Origin of the sequence: Elioraea rosea, from assembly GCF_007644105.1 — a bacterium.
Classification (GTDB): Bacteria; Pseudomonadota; Alphaproteobacteria; order Acetobacterales; family Acetobacteraceae; genus Elioraea_A; species Elioraea_A rosea.
The window spans coordinates 71,420-88,019 of record NZ_VFAC01000016.1 but is presented as its reverse complement, the minus strand read 5'-3'; the positions used below and the strand labels follow the sequence as shown (position 1 = coordinate 88,019).

Here is a 16,600-nt window from a genome sequence, read left to right as displayed (position 1 = left end):
GGCGGCTTCGGCGACCGGCCGCCCCGGCGCGATTTCGGCGGAGGCGGCGGCGGCTTCGGCGACCGCCCGCCCAGGCGGGACTTCGGCGGCGGCGGCGGCGGCTTCGGTGGCCCCCGTGCCCCCGATGGCCCGACCGAGTTGGTCGCCGGCACGGTGAAGTTCTTCGACGTGCGCAAAGGCTTCGGCTTCATCACGCCGGAGAACGGCACGGACGTGTTCGTCCCGCTTCGTGCACTCGGGCCGCTGACGCCGGAGAGCCTCACCCCAGGCCGCCGCGTCAAGGCGACGGTGGTGACGGGACCGAAGGGCCGCCAAGCCGTTTCGGTCGAGGTTCTCTGATATGATCCGCCCCGCCCCCGCGCTGCGGCGGGCGGGGCGACGCCTGCCTGCCCATGTGCGCTTCCTGCTCGGCCACGCCGCCATCGGCATCTGCATCGCATTCCTGTTCGTTGCCGCCCTTCTCGCGCTCGACATCGCCGGGCTGCGGGGGCTGATGCTGCGTGGAGGCGACGGGCTCCTCGCGCTCGCGCTCCTGGTTTTCGGCACCTCCGTCACCTTCGGCAGCGCGGCGATGGGCGCGGCGGTGATGGGCCTCGGCGCCGCACCGAAACCGCCACCGAAGCCGCCCGCGCGGCTGCCCCTCATCCCCGCTGCCCAGCCGGCCCCCGCGCGCCTCTCCCGCTGATCGGCACGCCAAGGAAACGACCGTCTCGCGGCCGCGCGCGTGCGGCTTTGGACCAAGCGCTCAGCCTGCCACGCCGTCGGCTGGAGCGCGTCAGGCGCGCGCGTCACATCTTGCCGCATCGTGGCGCGCGGGAGATGGTTGGGGCATGGCACAGACACTGCACGTCCACATCCAGAACCCCTCCGGCGAGACGCAGTTCCCGATCACACCGGCGCTGTGGGACGAGGCGAAAGCCCGTGCCGGCGAGGCTGCGCGCGACCTGCGCGCCTCCTTCGCCGATGACGATGCCGGCTTCGCCGCGGCCATGGGCACAGCGGATGTCCTGATCACCTGGACCAAGGAGATCAAGGCACGCTTCCCGCACCCGGCGCCCTCCCTGAAATGGGTGATGGCCACCTCCGCGGGGCTCGACCGGCTTGCGCCGTTCGACATGCTGCCCGCGCATGTGAAGCTCCTGAACAACAGCGGCGCACACGCGGTGAAGGCCGGCGAGTGGGGGCTGATGGCGGTGCTGATGATCGCCAACCGAATCCCGACGCTCGTCACCGCGCAGAGGGAAAGCCGCTGGCAGCCGATCTTCGCCCGCTCCGTCGCCGGCCGCACCGCCGTGATCGTCGGGCTCGGCGACCTCGGCGGCTCGATCGCCGCACGCTGCGCCGAGCTCGGCATGACGGTGATCGGCTGCTCGGCAAGCGGGCGGACGCACCCTGCCTGCGTGCGCGTCGTCACGTCTGAGAATCTCGACACGGTGCTGCCTGGCGCCGATGTGCTGGTGCTCGCCATGCCGCTGACGCCGAAGACGCGCGGCATGATCACGCGCGGCCTTCTCTCTCTCCTGCCGATGCATGCGGGCGTGGTGAACATCGCCCGCGGCTCGGTGATCGACCAGGACGCGCTGTGCGACATGCTCTCGGCAGGCCGCATCTCCGGCGCCGTGCTCGACGTGTTCGACCCCGAGCCGATACCGCCCGGACACCGCCTGTGGCGCACACCGAACCTCGTGATCAGCCCGCATGTCTCGAGCGATGATCCCGACACCTACAACCCCCGCACCCTCGACATCTTCTTCCGCAACCTCGCCGCCTGGCGGGCGGGCGAGCAGATGCCGAACGAGGTGGACCGCGCGCGGGGGTATTGAAGGCGGGGCTACTGAGCCGCGAGCGCTGTGCGGATCGCCGCGGCCCAGGCCGTTGCCATCGCCTCGTCGGTGAAGCGCTCGAGGAAGCGGGCACGGCCGGCCTTGCCCATGGCGTCGCGCAGCCCGGCATCGCCTGCAAGACGGCCAAGCGCATCCGCAAGCCCTGCAGGATCGCCAGGCGGCACGAGCAGCCCCGTCCGCCCGTCCTCGACCACTTCCGGGATGCCGCCCGCGCGCGTCGAGATCACCGGCTTGCCGAACCGCATGGCCTCGACGGCGACGAGCCCGAAGCTCTCGTAGCGGGCCGGCAGAACGACGATGTCGGACGCGGCGAGCAGAGCGAGCTTCCGGTCCTCGTCGACCCCGCCATGGAAGCGCACGGCGTCGAGCCAGGTCGCGCCCGCGTGGCGAGCGCGGAACGCGGCCTCGGGCGATGCACCATGCGGCGCGCCTGCGATGTCGAGCACGATGCCGCCCCGGGCAAGCACCACAGGCGCCGCCTCGAGCAGCGTGTCGATGCCCTTGCGGTGATCGAGCCGGCCAAGGAACAGGACGCGCAGCGCGCCCGTCTCCTCCCGATCCTGCCCGGACTGCGGCAGGTCTGGCAGCCCGTGCGGCACGACATGGAGGCGCTCCGGCGGGATGGCGACGCCCGCCGTCGCGGCGATGTCGGCCGCCGCGACGACGGTATTCGAGACGACGATCGGCGCCTTGGTGAGCAGCATCGCCTCGCCCGCGATCATCTGCCGCGCCGCGGCGTCGGGCGGCACGCCGATGGCCGAAAGCATCCCCTGCGTCGTGTGCAGGCTGACCGCGACAGGCACGAGCCCCGAAGCCAGCACGGCAAGCGGCTCGATCTGCCAGATCGGCCCGCTCACGACGTCGAAGGGCTCGCGCGCATGGTCGGCGAGCACGGCCGCGAAGCCGCCGCGCAGCATGTCGGCGATGTAGGACGGCAAGGGTGGCAGGGCAGGATAGCGGCGAAGCGGCGCGGGCGGCACCGTGCGCACGGTGACGCCGTTCACCCGCTCCGTCGTCTCGGGCGCCTCCGCGACGACGAAGATGGTGATGTCGTGTCCCTGGCGGGCAAGCGCCTCGGCGAGCACGCGCGTCCACACCGCGATGCCGCTCGAACGATCGTTCCAGAGGGTGCAGAGGAATGCCGCTCTCAGCGGCCGGGAACCGCCAGCGGGCCGTGGCCGGGCGCGAGACGCAACAAACTGTTCGGCCTCCGCATCAATCCTGCGGCCAATCACATGGCGCCGGAGCGGGCGAAGCGCATCCGAGCCCAAGCGCACCACGACGCCGAGGCCCGGATAGGCAAGCAACCCCTTGGCGACCCGACGAATTCCCCTGTCCAGCCGGACCAGAAACATCGGCGATCCACACTTCCGCGCGGCATGCCGCGCCCCCCTAATCTTCGCTTGATGAGAGTAGCGGGGACGTAACGCAAGCGGAATCGGCGTGAGACATACTGGCGTGCGTCAGGAATCGTCACAGCGCCCAGAACGTTCAACCTGAGCTTGCATGAAGCGCCTTCGCCAGCACACGCGCAGGGTTGAGGGCCGCCCGTGCGGCGAGCTCGCCGATCTGGTGGCGACAGGACGTTCCGTTCGCGACCACGAGCGTGTCGGCGCCCGCCTTGCGCACGGCAGGAAGAAGGGAGAGTTCCGCCATCGCCTTCGACACGTCCGCCGTCTCGGCCTGGTAGCCGAAGCTTCCGGCCATGCCGCAGCAGGAGCTCTCGATCGGCGTCACCAACAGCTCCGGCACCAACGCGAGCGCGGCCGCGACATCGCCCGCCACGCCATGCGCCTTGCTGTGGCAATGCTGGTGCAACACCGCCTCGGCCGGAAGCGGGCGGAAGGCGGGGCGGAACCGCTCGGCATTGCGCGCGACGAAACTCTCGAAGGGAAGCGCGGCCTCGGCCACCTCCCTGGCGTCCGCCCCCAGGCCGAGCGCCAGCCACTCGTCGCGCAGCGTGAGGATGCAGGAGGGCTCGAGGCCGACCACCGGAGCACCGGCGCGCACCCGCGGCAGCAGGGCAGCAAGCGCGCGCCGTGCCTCCTCGCGCGCACGGTCGACGAGGCCGGCGGCCAGGTAGGTACGCCCGCAGCAGAGCGGCCGGCCGGGGGCCTTGGCCGCTTCCGGCGCATAGCCTCCGGCGCGGAGCACAGCCGCGGCATCGCGCAGGTTCTCGGGTTCGAACCAGCGATTGAACGTGTCCGCGAACAGCACCACGGGCTCGCCCGCTCCGCCCCGCGCCTCCTCGTCGCGGAACGGCTCGGAACTCCACTCGGGCAACGGTCGTGAGGCGGCGAAGCCGGTGGCCCGCTCCATCAGCCGCGCCAACGCCGGGGAGCGGTTGCGCAGTGCCGTCATCGCCCGCGCGCCATAGGCATGGGGCGCGTAGGCAGGCAGATGCGCGACCAGGCGCTCGCGCAGCGTCAGCCCCCGCGCGGCGACGCGGGCGGCCTGCACCTCCGTCTTCATCCGCGCCATGTCCACGCCGGTCGGGCATTCGCGCTTGCAGCCCTTGCAGCCGACGCAGAGCGCCATCGTCTCCGCCATCGCGTCGGAGGCGAAGGCATCCGGCCCGAGCTGGCCGGAGAGTGCGAGGCGCAGCGTGTTGGCGCGCCCTCTGGTGACGTCCTTCTCCTCGCGCGTCGCACGGTAGGAGGGGCACATCACGCCGCCGGCGAGCGAACGGCAGGCGCCGTTGTTGTTGCACATCTCCACCGCGCCCTGGAACTGAAGCGCCGGTGTGGCGCGCGCGCCAGACGCGAACTCCGACCAGTCGAGCCTCGGCGCGACGCGGCTCGCGGCGTAGTCGCCGTTGTAGCGGAGCAGGGTACGGTCATCCATCCGGGGCGGGCGGACGATGCGGCCGGGATTGTACAACCCCGTCGGGTCGATGCGGTCCTTCACCGACTCGAATGCAGCAACGATCCGGTCGCCGAACATCGGGCGGTGGAACTCCGACCGCACGATGCCGTCGCCATGCTCGCCCGAGTGGCTTCCCTTGTACTCCCGCACCATCGCGAAGGCCTCCTCGGCGATCGCACGCATCGCCGCGAGATCCTTCTCGAGCTTGAGGTTCAGCACCGGCCGCACATGCAGGCAGCCGGAGCCGGCATGCGCGTACCAGGTGCCCTTCGTGCCGTGCTTCTCGAACACGGCGGTCAGCCGCGCCGTATAGTCGGCAAGGTGCTCGAGCGGCACGGCCGCGTCCTCGACGAAGGAGACGGGTTTCCGCTCGTCCTTCATGCTCATCATGATGTTGAGGCCGGCCGTGCGGAGCTCGGTGATCGCTGTCTGGAGCCGCGCGTCGGTCACCGCGACGACGCCGCCGAAGCGTGCGCCGGTGCACTCCCAGGAGAAGCCGAGGTCGCGCATCAGGTCCTCGAGCGCGGCGATGCGTCGGGCATTCTCCGCGTCGTCACCTTCCGCGAACTCGATCAGCAGCAGCGCCTCGGGCTCGCCGCGCACGAAGGCCTCGAGCGTGGGGCGGAACATCGCGATCGAGGACGCGAGCCCGATCATCGTCGCATCGACGAGCTCGACCGCCGTGGGGCCGAGCTTCACGATGTGCTGCGCGGCCGCCATCGCCTCGTGGAAGCTGCCGAAATGGCAGGCGCCGAGGCGCTTCTTCGCCGGAAGCAGGGGCGAAAGCATCAGCTCGATCGCCGTGGAGAAACCAAGCGTCCCTTCCGATCCGACGAGAAGATGCGCGAGGTTCTGCGGCCGGTTCGACGGCAGCAGCGCATCGAGGTTGTAGCCGCCGACGCGGCGTTGCACGGAGGGGAAGCGGGCGAGGATCTCGTCAGCCTCGCGCGCGCCGAGCGCGAGGAGGTCGGACACGAGATCGGCCGGAACAGGACGATCCGTCTCCGCATCGAGCGGGCCGAAATGGGCTGCCGTGCCGTCCGGTAGGATCGCGTCGATCGAGAGCGTGTTCTCGCGCATGTTGCCGTAGCGCAAGGAGCGGCTTCCGCAGGAATTGTTCCCCGCCATGCCGCCGAGCGTCGCGCGGCTCGCCGTCGAGACATCCACCGGGTACCAGAGCCCGTGCGGCTTCAGCGCGCGGTTCAGCTCGTCCAGCACGAGGCCCGGCTCGACCACGGCGCGGCGTGCGGCGACATCGAGCGCGAGGATGCGGTTCATGTGGCGCGAGCAGTCGAGCACCAGCGCGTCGTTCACCGTCTGCCCGCACTGGGACGTGCCGCCGCCGCGCGGCAGAACGGGCACGCCTTCCTCGCGGGCTATGCGCAGCGCCTCTGCCACGTCGTCCGGCCCGGTCGGCAACACCACGCCGAGGGGGATCACCTGGTAGGCGGAGGCGTCGGTCGCGTAGCGGCCTCGCGTGGCGGCATCGAAATGCACGGCGCCGCGGAGGGCACCCTTCAGCCGCCGCTCGAGACCTGGCCTGACCGTCACCCCCATCGCCCCGCGCCTCCCTGTTGCCGCGGATCAAAGCATATTGTATACGATCTTCCGAGGCAACCATCCGCGGGGAGGACACCATGGCACCGGACGGCACGCACAAGGCAGGACACAACGCGCCAGGGCGCATCGCCGGCCGCCATTTCCTGCAGATCCCCGGCCCCACCAACGTGCCCGACCGCATCCTCCGCGCGATGGATGCGCCGACGATGGACCATCGCAGCCCCGCCTTCGGGCGCCTCGGCCTCGCCTGTCTCGAGGGCATGAAGACGATCTTCAAGGCCGAGAAGGGCCGCGTGTTCATCTACCCGGCCTCCGGCACCGGCGCATGGGAAGCCGCCCTCGTCAACACGCTTTCGGCCGGCGACCAGGTGCTGATGGTGCAGACCGGCCACTTCGCGCTTCTGTGGAAGAAGCTCGCAGAGCGCCTCGGCCTCGTCCCGCGCTTCATCGACACCGACTGGCGCGTCGGCGCCGATGCGGCCGCCGCCGAGATCGAGGCTGCGCTCGTGGAAGACAAGGGCCACGCGATCAAGGCCGTCTGCGTCGTGCACAACGAGACCTCGACAGGCTGCACGACGGACGTCGCCGCCATCCGCCGCGCCATCGATGCGGCGAACCACCCCGCGCTGCTGATGGTCGACACCATCTCCTCTCTCGCCTCGATCGACTACCGCCACGATGAATGGGGCGTCGACGTGACTGTCGGCGGCTCGCAGAAGGGGCTGATGCTTCCCCCGGGCCTCTCCTTCAACGCCGTTTCCGACAAGGCGATGGGGCTCAACGAGAAGGCCGGGCTGCCGCGCAGCTTCTGGTCGTGGGAGGAGCATGCCGGGCCGAACGCCACCGGCTACTTCCCCTACACGCCGGCGACGAACCTGCTCTACGGCCTCGAGGCGGCAATCGACATGCTGCACGAGGAAGGGCTCGACAACGTCTTCGCCCGCCATGACCGGCACGCGGAAGCGACGCGCCGGGCCGTGCGCGCCTGGGGGCTCGAGGTGCTGTGCCGGGAGGAGAAGAACTATTCCTCCTCGCTCACCGCGGTGATGATGCCGGAAGGCCACTCGGCAGACGGGCTCCGCGCGAAGATCCGCGACGCGTTCGACATGAGCCTCGGCAATGGGCTCTCGCGCCTGGCCGACCGCGTGTTCCGCATCGGCCATCTCGGCGACTTCAACGACCTGACGCTGATGGGCACGCTCGCCGGCATCGAGATGGGGCTGGGGCTCGCCAAGGTGCCGCACAGCAAGGGCGGCGTGGCGGCGGCGATGGAGCATCTCGCCGCCACCGCCAGGGCATGACCGGGGCCGCGTGAACAGCATCGACCGCGTCCCGCGCCTGACGCTTGCAGATGCGGCGGCGGAGAAGCTCCGCGGGCTAATCGGCGAGGGGAGCCTCGCGCCAGGCGAAAGGCTGACGGAGGCCGAGCTTTCCGGGCGGCTCGGCATCTCGCGCATTCCGCTTCGCGAGGCGCTTCGCGCGCTCGCTGCGGAGGGGATCGTGACGATCGAGCCGCACAAGGGCGCGGTCGTCACGCCCGTCACGCCCGAGGAGGTGGACGAGGTGTTCCCCGTTCTCGCAGCCCTCGAGGGCTGCGCAGGCGAGCTCGCCGCCGTCACGATGGACGAGGCAGCGCGCGAGGAGATCGCCGCGCTGCACGCGGCGATGCTCGCGGCGCACAAGGCGGGGCGGCGGCGCCAGTTCCTCGCGCACAACGAGACGATCCATGAGCGTATCGTCGCCGCCGCCCGCAACCCCACGCTCGCCTCGCTTCACCGGGCGCTGTCGCTTCGCCTGAAGCGTATCCGCTACGTCGCGCAGGTCGAGGACTCGTCCTGGGAGAGAAGCGTGGCCGAGCATGAGGCGATGATGGACGCGCTCGCGCGACGGGACGGGCGCGCCCTCGGTGCCGCGATGCGCGAGCACCTCGCCTCGAAGCGCGAGGCGGTGCGGGAAGCGGTGGCGCGCGCCTCTGCGTGAGGTTTGATCCGCGTCAAGGCGGGGTGTGTCCGGCTGCGCAACGCTGCGGGGAGTGACGCCCCATCGCAGGAAGGTTTGCAGCCATGCGCATGATCGAGGAGGAGTCCGAGGAAGCGAGGACGCAGACATTGCGCGCGCTTCACGACAGCGCCGAGATCTCCCAGCCGGAAACCGTTCCCTGGATCAGGGTCGGCAACCTGTACCTTTCCGTTACGGCGACGGGAAACCTGTCCTGGCCGCCGGTGGTCGGGCATCTCGAGCCGCTTGGCCACACCACGTTCCACGTGTTCTCCGGCCGGCATGGCAGCGCGGCGGGCGGGTTCGGGCTCGACAGCAAAGTGCCCCAGGGCGTGATCGACGCCACGCATTTCGGCCAGGACCAGGACGTCGCCCATTACATGCGCACGGGCGAGAAGCGCGGCTACTGCAGGAATGACTGGCCGAACACGCGGCTGCATCAGCAGAACACGAAGCTGACCATCGAGAACTTCGGAGAGGGCTCGACGCGCGACAAGGTGAAGGCGGCGGCGAAGGCGTATCTCGACAAGGGAGACACCGTCATCTTCGCCTGGTGCTACTCGATCGGTGCCATGCATCTCTACAACACCGAGAAGCTCGAGCTCGAGAACACCAGCTACGAGACGCTGTTCCGCAAGACGCCGGCGACGGTGATCAAGGAGAAGTACGACTGGGTGAAGCGATTCATCAACCAGCGCTATCACTGACCATCGTCTACAGCCCCGTATCGGTTCCGAGGTGGAACAGGCAGTCGCCGCGTAGCGTCCGCCCGGGCTGGCGCTTGCACAGAACGAACCCGTCGCGAAGAAACCGCACCGTCTCCGGCGCGCGCCAGGGCGTCTCGGGGAAGTAGATGTTGGCGGCGGGCTGGCCCTCCCTCACCTCGTCGCCAAGCTCGACCAGCGGCTCGAACACACCCGGTTCGGGCGTGTAGACGAACCACTCGTTTCCGCCGACCTCGAGGATGCGCGTCGGCACCTCGCCCTTCCGCCTGTCGCTTTCCGGCAGGATGCCCATCTCGACGAGGATGTTCCGCACGCCGCGCTCAGCCATGCGCAGCGCGACGGGGGTGACGGTTCCCGCGCCACCGAGCTCCGAGCCGATGGCGATCTTGCCGAGCCTGGCGACCATGCCGTTGAAGGTGCGCTCGTCCCCCGTGCCCTGCGAGGCGGTCGGCAGATAGGCGACCGGCGAGGCGAAGGCCTTCAGGTAGCGCAGCGCCTTCTCCGCCCCCATGGCGTCGTCGGGGCGGCGTGAGAGCGCAGATGGCACGTACATCAGCGACGACCCGCCCGAATGCAGGTCGACGATGACGTCCGCCATCGGCAGCAGAACGGTCGAGAGGAACCAGGCGATCTGCTGCGTCACCGTTCCGTCCGGATCGCCGGGGAAGGAGCGGTTAAGGTTGCCGCCGTCGATCGGGCTCGTGCGCCGCCCGGCCATACCCGCCGGATAGTTGGCGAGCGGGAAGATGATCACGCGCCCCTTGATGCGGGACACGTCGAGCGTCTGCGCAAGCCGGCACAGCGCGACCTGGCCCTCGTACTCGTCGCCGTGGTTGCCCGACATGAGCAGCGCCGTCGGCCCCTCGCCGTTGCGGAACACTACGATCGGGATCGGAATGAACCCATAGGCGCTCTCGTGCACCGAGTTGAACAGCCGCACGAAGCCGGTGTGCCTCCCATCCTTGTCGAACGGCACTTCGGGCTTGAGCCGACTCGGGCGCGACGCGGTCACAGGACGTTCCTTTCCTGGTTCAGACGAAATGGCAGGCAACCTTGTGGTCGGTCTCCACCGTGCGGAGCAGCGGCGTCTCTTCCGCGCAGCGGGCGACGGCGAACGGGCAGCGCGTCCGGAAATGGCAGCCAGAAGGCGGGTCGAGCGGCGAGGGCACCTCGCCGGAAAGCGGCTGCGGCGGCGTCGACGCCCGCGGGTCCGGCACAGGCACGGCGGCGAGAAGCGCGCGCGTGTAGGGGTGCTTGGGGGCGGCGAACAGAACGCGCTTCGGCGCCGCCTCCACCACGCGGCCGAGATACATCACCGCAACGCGATCGGCGATGTGGCGCACCACCGAGAGATCATGCGCGACGAAGAGATAGGCGAGGCCGAATTCCTGCTGCAGGTCCATCAGCAGGTTGACGATCTGCGCCTGGATCGACACGTCGAGGGCCGAGACGGGCTCGTCGCACACAACCATCGCCGGCGAGAGCGCGAGCGCGCGGGCGATGCCGATACGCTGGCGCTGGCCGCCGGAGAACTCGTGCGGGAAGCGGGAAGCATGCTCGGGCCGCAGCCCGACGCGTGCGAGAAGGTCCGACACGCGAGCCCGTCGGTCGGCCCGGCTTCCCTCGGCGAAGATGCGCAGGGGCTCGGCGATGATATCGGCAACCGTCATGCGTGGGTCGAGCGAGCCCACGGGGTCCTGGAAGATGATCGACAGCCGCTTGCGCATCAGGCGCATGCGCTCGGGCGGGAGCGTCAGCAGGTCCGTTCCCTCGAACAGCACGCTGCCGGCGCTCGGCTCGATCAGACGCAGAACGAGACGGCCGAGCGTGGTCTTGCCGCATCCGGATTCGCCGACGAGCCCGAGCGTCTCGCCGCGCGCGAGATCGAGGTCGACGCCGTCGACCGCCTTCACCGTCGCCGGCTTGCTGCCGAGGTGGCGGCGCACGGGGAAATGCTTGGCAAGGCCCCTTGCCACGAGAAGCGGCCCACTCATGCGGCGAAGGGCCTGATGCAGGCGGCGTGATGATCCTCGGCCACGGCAATGAGAGGCGGGGCCGCCCGGGTGCAGGCCGCGTCGGCGAGCTCGCAGCGGGGGTTGAACCGGCAGCCGGGCGGCCAGGCGGCAGGAACAGGCACCGAGCCGGGAATGGCAGGCAGGCGCACCTCGTCCTCGTTCAGCGCGGGAATGCTGCGGAGAAGCGCGCGCGTGTACGGATGCGCCGGCGCCTCGAACACAGGCACCACCGGACCCGTCTCGACGACACGTCCGGCATACATCACCGCCACCCGCTTCACGACCTGCGCGATCACGCCGAGATCGTGGGTGATGAGCAGCACCGCCATGCCCGTCTCGCGCTGGAGCTCGGCGAGAAGCGACAGGATCTGCGCCTGGATCGTCACGTCGAGCGCCGTCGTCGGCTCGTCCGCGATGAGCAGCCGCGGGCGGCAGGCGAGCGCGGCGGCGATCATCACGCGCTGGCGCATGCCGCCCGAAAGCTCGTGCGGATACTGCGAGAGGCGGCGAACGGGGTCGGGGATGCCGACATGGCCGAGAAGCTCCGCCGCGCGGGCGCTCGCCGCACGGTGCGACATCCTCTCGTGCACGCGCAGGCCCTCGGCCACCTGCTCGCCCACGGTGAACACGGGGTTCAGCGCCGACATCGGCTCCTGGAAGATCATCGCGATCTCCCTTCCCCGAAGCCGCGCCTTCGCGCGGGCGTCGAGCTTCTCGCCTGCAAAACGGATCGTTCCGCGCGAGATGCGCCCAGGCGGGTCGGGCACCAGCCCCATCACCGCGAGCGCGGTGAGGCTCTTGCCCGATCCGCTCTCGCCGACCACGCCGAAGCTCTGCCCGTCGCCGACGGAAAGCGACACGCCGGAGAGCGCCTCGACCTCGCCGCGCTCGGTCCGGAAGGCGACGGCGAGATCCTCGATCTCGAGCAGAGCGCTCATCCCTGCTGCACCTTGAGCCGAGGGTCGAGCACGTCGCGCAGCCCGTCGCCGAGCAGGTTCAGCCCGAGCACGGTGAGGCAGATGGCGAGCCCTGGGAACATCGCGATCCACCACGCCTCGCGGATGTAGTCCTTCCCTTCTGCGATCATGTTCCCCCAGGTCGGCGTCGGCGGCGGCGGGCCGACGCCGAGGAAGGAGAGGATGGATTCCGCCAGCACCGCGTAGGCAAAGATGAAGGTGAGCTGAACGATGAGCGGGGCGAGGGAGTTGGGCAGGATGTGGCGGAAGATGATCCAGAGGTCGCGCCCGCCGAAGGCCCGCGCGGCCTGTACGTAGTCCATCTCCCGCACCACCAGCACGGTCGCGCGCACGATGCGGGCGGTGCGCGGGATGTACACCACCGAGAGCGCGATCACCGCGTTCGCGGCCGAAGGCCCGAGCGCCGCGGCGATGGCGAGGGCGAGCAGCACGGCAGGAAACGCCATGAGCGCGTCCATCACGCGCATGAGCCATTCGTCGGCGCGCCGGAAATACCCCGCGATGAGCCCGATCGCCGTGCCGAAGACGCCGTTGACGATGACGACCGCGAAGCCGATGCCGAGCGAGAGCCGCGCGCCGAAGCAGAGTCGCGAGAAGATGTCGCGCCCGAAATTGTCGGTGCCGAACAGGAACCCCTCGCCCGGCGGGCGGAAGCGCATGCGGAACTGCATGCGCATCGGGTTGTGCGGGGCGATCCAGTCGGCCGCGACGGCGAGGAACAGCATCGACCCGAACAGGATCAGCCCGGTGACGAAGAGGCGATGGCGGAACAGCCGGCGCGTCACCGGGAAGCGTCGCGGCGGCGCAAGCACGCCGTTGGCGGCGATCGCCTCAGCGGCCATAGCGCACGCGCGGGTCGATCACCGCATAGAGGAGGTCGACGACAAGGTTCAGGAGCACGAGGATGGTGCCTGTCAGAAGCAGGCCGCCCTGGATCACGGGATAGTCGCGGCCGAAGATCGCATTGGCGATCAGCCGCCCGATGCCGGGCATGCCGTAGACCGTCTCGATCACGATCGACCCCGAGAGAAGCAGGCCGAAGCTGATGCCGATGACGGTGACGACGGGCACCATCACGTTCTTCAGCGCATGCTTTCCGATCACCATCCAGCCAGGCAGGCCCTTGGCGCGGGCGGTGCGCACATAGTCCTGCCGCAGCACTTCGAGCATCGTGCCGCGGGTGATGCGCGCGAGCAGCCCGATCTGCAGGAGCGCGAGCGAGATCGAAGGCAGCACCATCGACCGCGCCCACGCGGCCGGGTCCTCGCTGAAGGGAACGAAGCCGCCCGTCGGCAGCCATTCGAGATGCACGCCGAACAGAACGATCAGCATCAGCGCGAGCCAGAAGCTCGGCACCGACACGCCGAGCATGGCAAGCCCCGTCACCGCCTGGTCGACCCAGGTATTGGCCCGCAGCGCCGCGATCACGCCGGCAGGAATGCCGATGAGAAGCGTCAGCGCCAGCGCGAAGAGGGCGAGCGGAAGCGTGATTGGCAGCCGCTCGACGATCGCCTGCCAGACCGGGCGGTTCAGCAGGATCGACCGACCGAGGTCACCCTGCAGCAGCCCGCCGAACCAGGTGGCGAGCTGCACGAGGAAAGGCTTGTCGAGCCCGAGCTGCAGGCGGATCGCCTCGATCTCCGCATTGGTCGCGCCTGACCCGGCGATGGCCGCCGCCGGGTCGCCGGGCACGAGGTGCATCATCGAGAACGAGATCAGGGTGACGAGCAGAAGCACCGGCACCGAGGCCGCGATGCGACGCGCGGCGTACCAAAACACTCCGGAATGACCCCTTCTTGGTTGTGCCGCCGCTCAGCCCGCGAGCGAGACGTTCCAGAACCGGGGGATGCGGTAGGGCGTGAAGCCCTGCACGCTTGACCGCGCGGCCTGAATCTTCGTCAGGTCGCCGAACTTCAGGAAGTGCACCTGCTCGTAGACGCGCTCCTGGAACTTCGCGAACACCGCCTTGCGCTCTGCCTCCGAGGGCTTCGTCAGCAGGTCGTTGTAAAGGGCATCGAGCGTCGGGTCCGCAACCACCTGGTTGAGCTGCGGCGAGACGACGTCGATCAGCGCGGTGAAGGGGCCGACGGAGGGACCTGTCCCCTGCCCGGTGAACCAGAAGTTCCACGCATCGTTGTCGCGCCGCCGCGCGATCGCCGTGGCCCAGTCGAACACGTCCATCCGCACCTTGAGCCCGATGGCGCGAAGCTGCTCGGTGACGACGACGGCGGCCGCGTACATCGAGGCGAAGGAGGAGTTCGTGATGATCACGACCTCCTGGCCCTGGTAGTTCGCCTGGCGCAGCATCGCCGCCGCCTTCTCCGGATCGGCGACGTTGTAGAACTGCTTTCCGGCGTCCGTGTAGTACGGGTTGCCGGGATACTGGATTCCCGGCTGGAGGTCGTAGGCGCCGTCGGTGGCGATCTCCATCACCGCCTCCATGTCGAGTGCGGTCTGGATCGCGCGGCGTACCATCAGGTTGTTGGTCGGCGGGCGGTGGTGGTTCACCCAGGCGCCGTGCAGCCACCAGTGCTTCATGGGCAGGAGGCGCACGTCGCGGTTGGTGCGAAGCCGCTCGGCCGACTTGGTCGGCACGTCCTCGACGACGTGCAGTTCGCCCGCCTCGAGGCCGGCGACGCGCGCACCGGGCTCGCGGACCAGGCGGAAGCGAACCGTATCGAGCGTCACCACCTTGCGGCCGGCGAAGCCGTCCGTTCCCTGATAGGCCTGGTTGGGGCTGTAGCCGTCGAAGCGGCGAAGCAGAACGTGGCTGTCGGGAACGAACTCGACGAACTGGAACGGCCCCGTGCCGATCGGCTCGAGCTTGCCGCCCTCGGCATTCTCCTGCTCGGCCGGGTGGATCGAGATCGGCACGGCGAAGGAGGAGATCTGGTCGATGAAAGTGGGCTGGCGGTTCTTCAGTTTGACGACGAAGGTCGAGGCGTCGGGGGCGGACATCGCCTCGACATCGCCGAGCACGCGGCGCTGGATCGCCATGCGCGCGTAGCGTCGCCAGGAGGCGAGCACGTCGGCCGAGGTCATCTCCTTGCCGTTGTGGAACTTCACGCCACGGCGGAGTTTGAACGTGTAGGTCAGCCCGTCGCCGCTCTCCTCCCAGCTCTCGGCGAGATCGGCCGCCGGGGCATTGGTCTCGTTCCGGGAGACGAGCATCTCGTACATGTTCATCGCCACGTTGCGCGTGGCGATCGATGTCGAGAAATGCATGTCGAGCGTCGGCACCGTCGCTTCCTGGGCGAACACGATGTCGCCGCCACGGCGCTGCGCTGCGGCGGGACGCGCCGTCGAGGCCGCCAGACCCGAAGATGCCAGACCAGCGCCGCCAAGCAGCGCGCCGCGTCGTGTCAGGTGCATCTCTTGCCTCCCCGTTCTTCTCCGATGCGGGGGGATGGTCGGTCACATGGCTGCGCTTGGCAACACAGAAACGGCGGCGGCGCGCAGGCCGGAACGTTACGCCGCGGCGCGGGCGCTGTTCCCCCACACGCTGGTGCGCCATTCCGGGTGCGCCTCGGTGTGGCCTTCGACGACGTCGAAATAGGCCTTCTGGAGCGCGCGCGTCACCGCGCCCGGCGCGCCGCTGCCGAGGGCGAGACGGTCGAGCGAGAGGATCGGCTGCACCTCGTAGCCGGAGCCGCACCAGAAAGCCTCCTCCGCGGCGTACACCTCGTGCCGGTCGATCGCCCGCTCGTGCACGGGGATGCCGCGCTCCTTCGCGAGGGTGATGACGGTCTCGCGCGTGATGCTCTCGAGGATGTCGGAGGACACGTCGGGCGTGTGCAGCGCGCCGTTGCGCACCATGAAGAAGCAGGCGCCCGAGCCTTCCGACACCTTGCCGCGCTCGGTCAGCATGAGCACGCCCTGGTAGCCGTTCCGGCGGGCTTCGAGCTCGGCCGCGCGGTTGTTAATGTAGTTGCCGGTGGCCTTCACGCGCGGCGGCATGGCGTTGTCGGCAAGCCGCGCGAAGGTCGACACGGCCACATGCACGCCCTCCGTCACGGACTTCGATCGCGGCCGCGGCACCGCGCCGCAGACGAGGCCCACGGGCCCAGTCGCGGCGAGCTCGTCGTCGCCGTCGAGGAAGGCGATCATGCGGAGGTGGATGTTCTCGCGCAGGCCATTGGCGCGGATCATCGAGAGAAGCGCCTCCTCCAGGAAGGCGGGCTCGTACACCGGGTCCAGCCGCATTACCCGCATGCCGTAGCGCAGCCGCTCGAGATGCTCTGGCAGGCGGAAGACGTAGAGGTCGTTCCGCTCGGCGTTCCAGTACCCGCGCAGGCCCTCGAACACGCCCGCGCCGTACTTCACCGCGCCCGAAAAGGCGTGAACCAGGCACTGGTCATACGGCACCACACGGCCGTTGAGCGACATCATCGAGGCCGTGGCTGCAGGCATGAGCGCGTCTCCTGAAGCAGATCGCAGGTGGCTGGACTCAGCCCGGTGCGTGTGGGTGCTCGGCACCTTATGCTACGGTGGTTTTCCGGTGACTGGAAACCACCCGCGTGCGGCCCATCAAGCTGCGCGAGCAGCGCGGAGAAAGCGATCGGGGGGCGCGCGCAAGACCGCGCTGCCAACCGCCGCAACGTCTCTGCACGGGAAGT

General features: G+C 69.5%; 15 protein-coding genes. 6 read left to right on the top strand and 9 right to left on the bottom strand.

What is annotated here, in order from left to right; all coding sequences use genetic code 11:
- From FIF60_RS11855 to FIF60_RS11845, 3 genes are all read left to right on the top strand, one after another.
- Window positions 1-339: cold shock domain-containing protein (locus tag FIF60_RS11855; RefSeq protein ID WP_144186292.1), on the top strand; the 339-nt coding region annotated here is incomplete at its 5' end.
- 1 nt (window position 340) lies between these two features.
- Window positions 341-685, top strand: coding sequence for a hypothetical protein (locus FIF60_RS11850; RefSeq protein ID WP_144186291.1), 345 nt, complete (start codon window positions 341-343; stop codon window positions 683-685).
- Between the two features lie 145 nt (window positions 686-830).
- A complete protein-coding gene (locus tag FIF60_RS11845; RefSeq protein ID WP_239451600.1) occupies window positions 831-1,823 on the top strand; it encodes a D-2-hydroxyacid dehydrogenase in 993 nt (330 codons plus the stop codon).
- Window positions 1,824-1,831: 8 nt separating this feature from the next.
- Here the strand turns inward: FIF60_RS11845 and FIF60_RS11840 are convergent, their stop codons facing one another.
- Together FIF60_RS11840 and FIF60_RS11835 are read right to left on the bottom strand one after the other, a co-directional pair.
- Window positions 1,832-2,941 carry a glycosyltransferase family 4 protein gene (locus FIF60_RS11840; RefSeq protein WP_158639183.1) on the bottom strand — a complete coding sequence of 370 codons (1,110 nt, stop codon included), beginning with the start codon at window positions 2,939-2,941 and terminating at the stop codon, window positions 1,832-1,834.
- Window positions 2,942-3,335: 394 nt separating this feature from the next.
- Complete coding sequence (locus FIF60_RS11835; RefSeq protein ID WP_144186289.1) at window positions 3,336-6,266, bottom strand: FAD-binding and (Fe-S)-binding domain-containing protein; 2,931 nt, start codon at window positions 6,264-6,266, stop codon at window positions 3,336-3,338.
- Window positions 6,267-6,346: 80 nt separating this feature from the next.
- On the opposite strand from FIF60_RS11835, the gene FIF60_RS11830 reads away from it, so the two are divergent.
- The 3 genes from FIF60_RS11830 to FIF60_RS11820 all read left to right on the top strand — a co-directional run bounded on the left by FIF60_RS11830 (window position 6,347) and on the right by FIF60_RS11820 (window position 8,974).
- Window positions 6,347-7,570, top strand: coding sequence for a pyridoxal-phosphate-dependent aminotransferase family protein (locus FIF60_RS11830; protein ID WP_144186288.1), 1,224 nt, complete (start codon window positions 6,347-6,349; stop codon window positions 7,568-7,570).
- Between the two features lie 10 nt (window positions 7,571-7,580).
- A complete protein-coding gene (locus tag FIF60_RS11825; RefSeq protein WP_144186287.1) occupies window positions 7,581-8,249 on the top strand; it encodes a GntR family transcriptional regulator in 669 nt (222 codons plus the stop codon).
- A gap of 83 nt (window positions 8,250-8,332) precedes the next feature.
- The gene (locus FIF60_RS11820) at window positions 8,333-8,974 is read left to right on the top strand and encodes a hypothetical protein (RefSeq protein WP_144186286.1); all 642 of its coding nucleotides are present in this window, start codon (window positions 8,333-8,335) and stop codon (window positions 8,972-8,974) included.
- 7 nt (window positions 8,975-8,981) lie between these two features.
- On the opposite strand, the gene FIF60_RS11815 is transcribed toward FIF60_RS11820, so the two are convergent.
- From FIF60_RS11815 to ilvE, 7 genes are all read right to left on the bottom strand, one after another.
- The gene (locus FIF60_RS11815) at window positions 8,982-10,004 is read right to left on the bottom strand and encodes a succinylglutamate desuccinylase/aspartoacylase family protein (RefSeq protein WP_144186285.1); all 1,023 of its coding nucleotides are present in this window, start codon (window positions 10,002-10,004) and stop codon (window positions 8,982-8,984) included.
- Between the two features lie 19 nt (window positions 10,005-10,023).
- On the bottom strand, window positions 10,024-10,986 hold the full coding sequence (locus FIF60_RS11810; protein WP_144186284.1) for an ABC transporter ATP-binding protein: 963 nt from the start codon (window positions 10,984-10,986) through the stop codon (window positions 10,024-10,026).
- Complete coding sequence (locus FIF60_RS11805; RefSeq protein ID WP_144186283.1) at window positions 10,983-11,945, bottom strand: ABC transporter ATP-binding protein; 963 nt, start codon at window positions 11,943-11,945, stop codon at window positions 10,983-10,985. The genes FIF60_RS11810 and FIF60_RS11805 overlap by 4 nt, the downstream gene beginning before the upstream one ends.
- Window positions 11,942-12,826 (bottom strand): ABC transporter permease, encoded by an 885-nt coding sequence (locus tag FIF60_RS11800; RefSeq protein WP_144186282.1) that lies wholly within the window; start codon window positions 12,824-12,826, stop codon window positions 11,942-11,944. Before FIF60_RS11800 ends, FIF60_RS11805 begins: the two co-directional genes overlap by 4 nt.
- Window positions 12,816-13,763: an ABC transporter permease gene (locus FIF60_RS11795; RefSeq protein ID WP_144186281.1), complete on the bottom strand. Its 948-nt coding sequence runs from the start codon at window positions 13,761-13,763 to the stop codon at window positions 12,816-12,818. Before FIF60_RS11795 ends, FIF60_RS11800 begins: the two co-directional genes overlap by 11 nt.
- A gap of 33 nt (window positions 13,764-13,796) precedes the next feature.
- The gene (locus FIF60_RS11790; RefSeq protein WP_144186280.1) at window positions 13,797-15,356 is read right to left on the bottom strand and encodes an ABC transporter substrate-binding protein; all 1,560 of its coding nucleotides are present in this window, start codon (window positions 15,354-15,356) and stop codon (window positions 13,797-13,799) included.
- A 96-nt stretch (window positions 15,357-15,452) separates the two neighbouring features.
- The gene (ilvE, locus tag FIF60_RS11785; protein ID WP_144186279.1) at window positions 15,453-16,394 is read right to left on the bottom strand and encodes a branched-chain-amino-acid transaminase; all 942 of its coding nucleotides are present in this window, start codon (window positions 16,392-16,394) and stop codon (window positions 15,453-15,455) included.
- Window positions 16,395-16,600 lie beyond the last annotated feature (206 nt).